Consider the following 3731-nt stretch of genomic DNA (forward strand, 5'->3'; position numbering starts at 1 on the left):
AAGTCTTCCCGAACGATTATCCGGGTAATAATAATTGCAGAAAAAAGGAAGACGCAATAGGTTATTTAAGTGCTTCATGAGTACAAATATAGAATTTTATTAAAAAATCATTTGTTTTTTCTTCAGAAAATCTTCAACTTTTCTTTCAAAGTCATGGAAATTCTGTACAAGAAAGGCACCGCTTCTTTTGTCTGAAAATTCTTTATCATTAAGCAGTAAATACGTTTTTTTCAGTTGAAGATAACAAAGCAGAACAAATTGTTTTATTTTAACTTCGAACTGTATTTCCAGTTTAAAATTCAACTGTCCTCCGTAAGATTCTTCAAAATTATATACAGAAATAATGGCTTTATGCTGTTTATCCTTTATTCGTTTTATTTCAAATTTGCATCCTCCCGGTTCGTTGTACCAGATAAATTCAGTTTCCCATTTGTCTTGTATCAGATCCAGAACAGCATACATGATTTCAGAAAAGGGATTATTAAAAGCATGAGTGATTACATAATTAAAGCTTCTTCCATCAATGTAAAGCAGAAATTCACTCCATCCGGAAGGAAGAAGGATTAAAAGCATATCTAATTCATCCGATTGGATTATTTTTTGGTTGTTTCTCATGGTACTTTGCAATTTGTAAATTTAGAGAATAGCTTGAAACAAAATATCTTTTGATTTTCATTAAATTTGTATTTCTCATTCATTTTTATCATGCACCGCAAACTTATACAGCATCTTCAGTCTTTTCATCATTTTAATGCTGACGAAATCGCGCTGATTAAAGACTGTTTCGAGCCTGTAGAATATCCGAAAAATACGATTATTGAAGAAAAGGGAAATGTTCCGGAGCATCTGTATTATATTGTTTCCGGATATCTGAGATTGTTTCATACTGATGAAAAAGGAAACGAAATAACCACCCATATCAATTGTCCTCCCGGATTTTTTACCTCATACTTTCACTTTATCAATCAGACAAAATCGGACGAAAATGTAGAATGTATTACAGATTGTAAATTATTAAGAATTACAAAGGGAAATCTGGAAAGGCTTACGCTCGAAAGTTATGCAATGAAAGATTTCAGTATTTCTGTTTTCCATCAGTCGATTACTTACAACGAAAACCGTTCAAAAGAACTTTCAACATTAAATGCAGAACAAAGGTATCTTCAATTGCTGAAAAATTATCCGGAAATAATTCAGTTTGTTCCTGTTCAGTATATTGCTTCTTTTCTCGGAATGAAGCCCGAAAGTCTCAGCAGAATCCGCAGAAAACTGATTAACTAACAAAAATCAAGTGATTTTGGAATCAGGACAGGGAACTTTGTATCATCAAAATATAATGAAAAATGATACAAGAAAAACTAAGTCTGGTTTCCGGAGCCAATGGACATTTGGGAAATAATCTGGTAAGATTGTTACTGCAAAAAGAAATTCCTGTGCGGGCGACGGTAAGAAATACAGCTCAAAAAAAATGTTTTGAAGGATTAAACTGCGAAGTTGTTCAGGCAGATATTACGGATAAAGCATCTTTCGTAAAGGCTTTGCAGGGAGTGGAAACTTTTTATGCCGTTGGAGCCGCATTTAAACTTTGGGCAAAAGATCCGAAAAAAGAAATTTATGACGTTAATCTGCAGGGTACAAGAAATACGATTGAAGCAGCGGCTGAAGCGGGAGTGAAAAAAATGGTCTACGTAAGTTCAATTGCAGCTTTGGATTACACCAGACTTCCGACAAAAGAAAGCTATGGTTATAATCCGGATCGCAGGGATATGTATTATAATTCTAAAAATGACGGTGAAAAGCTTGCTTTTGAACTGGCTGCAAAGTTTGGAATAGAACTGGTTTCCGTAATGCCTTCCGCGATGATCGGAGCGGAAGCTTTTCTCCCGCTGAATGTTTCTTACGGTATCTTAAAATTAATTCTGAATAAAGAAATTCCTGTTGATACAAAAATTACGCTCAATTGGATTGATGTGAAAGATGTGGCGGAAGGATGTTATCTTGCAGCACAGAAAGGACGTTCAGGTGAAAGATATATTCTGGCAAATGAAGAATGTATGACGATCACAGATACAACAGCTCTGGTAAAAAGACTGTATCCGGAACTGAACCTGAAAATTCCGCAGTCGGTTCCGAAATTTATCCTTAAGCTGATTGCGGGAATCATGGAATTTTCGGCAATACTGAAAGGAAAAGCTCCTGTTCTGACGCGAAAGGATATTTCTATGTTTTCCGGATTACAGCAGAATTTTGATATTTCAAAAGCAAGAAATGAATTGGGCTTTATGCCGAAAAATCCTGAGACAGCAGTAAAAGAAGCGCTGGATTATCTCATGAAAAACAGGAACTTAATAATAAAAGAGGCCTGAAAAAGCCTCTTCTTATTTTAAAGTCTGAAAATTAAACCGTTATAAAACTTTGTGCAGTCGTACAGCTCCTTAAAATCGGGAAAATTATTTTCCCGGTAAAGTTCTGTATTTCCGGCGTTGAACTTCTGTTCTGCAAAGGAAAACAGATCTTTATGATTAATCTGTAAATAATCAGATAAATAATCTTCCTTCTTTTTATTAATGAATCCTGTGAAAAAAATTCCATAGATCAGAAAGCGGTTGAAATCTTCCGTATTGCATTTGTACCCTAAATATTGTGTTGAATATTTTTCATAATCTGCAAGAATCTGTTTAAAATTTTCAACTTTTTCTGTATTATTTATTTCATAAAAAATATCAAATCCGTGTACGAAAAGCTGGGTTTTCATTTCTTCCGGATCGGAAATGTATTTTGATGCAAACCAATTGAAAATATCTTCCACTTCTTCTTTATTAAGACTTTCTGCATTCTCCTGAACTTTCTTTTTAATAAGCTCAAAACTTGTTTTTTGATTTTCTTTAAAAAACTGAAGTGCACCTTCTTCTTCGCGGCAGATTTTATTGTATAGATTGATCTTTGCGGCAACAGGATTGGTTTTGATGAAATAAAGTTTTTCTGCCATAATCTTATGTATTGCCTTATTTTTCAGCAAATTTCAAAACTAAGGTAGTGAAAAATTTCATATGAAAATGCAGATTGGTATTATTTCATACACTTTACAGGTGTTTTTATTATAAGTTTTACTATTTGTTGAAAATGTTTAAATATTTTAGTTCATCTTTTAAAACGACTTCCTGAATGGCTTTATTCATCATGCTTCGAACAATGGAAAGGGGATGATCAGGAAAATCACTGTCATATTCTTCTCTTTCAGATTTGTTCATAAGAGTTCCGGATCTGAACGAAGGTTCGTACGGATCTTCAAACCAGTTTTTCAGTCCATTATCATCGAATGTAACTTCGCCGTTTTGGAGAAATCTGCTTAGTATCAGATTATCTCTTATCCCTATTGTTCCGGTTTCAACAGCCTGAGCTTTGATGACGAAACTGCAGTTTTCAAAAGGAATGGTAACCGATGCAAGATACGTCATCCCATGTTCCTCCTGCGGGATTTTAAAAATGGTTTTTACACTGGGTATGTTATGAAGATTAAATAGTGAAACCTCCACAATACCACCGCCGGAAGCTGAAATGGAATGTCTGTGAAAATTTCTTAATTCATCTGTATTTTTAACAGTTGGCAAATCAGGAGGAATATTGAAAAAATAGAGAGAAATTAAAGCGCTTTGCTCAGGATTCACCCACACAATACGTTCCGCATTCTGATCAACGATTTCCCATCCGAAAGTGGGGATAGAAACCGA

5 protein-coding genes are annotated in these 3731 nt (G+C 34.5%); 2 read left to right on the forward strand and 3 right to left on the reverse strand.

Translation table 11 applies throughout. The annotated features are described in order from the left end of the window. Positions 1 to 99: 99 nt before the first annotated feature. Positions 100 to 615 (reverse strand): hypothetical protein, encoded by a 516-nt coding sequence (locus tag WFK35_RS21345; RefSeq protein ID WP_336734544.1) that lies wholly within the window; start codon positions 613 to 615, stop codon positions 100 to 102. A 90-nt stretch (positions 616 to 705) separates the two neighbouring features. Here WFK35_RS21345 and WFK35_RS21350 point away from each other — a divergent pair, with 90 nt between their 5' ends. Both WFK35_RS21350 and WFK35_RS21355 read left to right on the forward strand, forming a co-directional pair. Next, a complete protein-coding gene (locus tag WFK35_RS21350) occupies positions 706 to 1281 on the forward strand; it encodes a Crp/Fnr family transcriptional regulator (protein ID WP_336734545.1) in 576 nt (191 codons plus the stop codon). Between the two features lie 62 nt (positions 1282 to 1343). Continuing rightward, positions 1344 to 2366: an NAD-dependent epimerase/dehydratase family protein gene (locus WFK35_RS21355; protein WP_336734546.1), complete on the forward strand. Its 1023-nt coding sequence runs from the start codon at positions 1344 to 1346 to the stop codon at positions 2364 to 2366. A gap of 17 nt (positions 2367 to 2383) precedes the next feature. Here WFK35_RS21355 and WFK35_RS21360 read toward each other — a convergent pair whose 3' ends face one another. Next, complete coding sequence (locus WFK35_RS21360) at positions 2384 to 2989, reverse strand: hypothetical protein (protein WP_336734547.1); 606 nt, start codon at positions 2987 to 2989, stop codon at positions 2384 to 2386. A 121-nt stretch (positions 2990 to 3110) separates the two neighbouring features. After that, positions 3111 to 3731 (reverse strand): hypothetical protein (locus WFK35_RS21365; RefSeq protein ID WP_336734548.1); only part of this gene is annotated, 621 nt, incomplete at its 5' end.

Origin of the sequence: Chryseobacterium sp. VD8, assembly GCF_037149975.1 — a bacterium.
GTDB classification, from domain to species: Bacteria; Bacteroidota; Bacteroidia; order Flavobacteriales; family Weeksellaceae; genus Chryseobacterium; species Chryseobacterium indicum.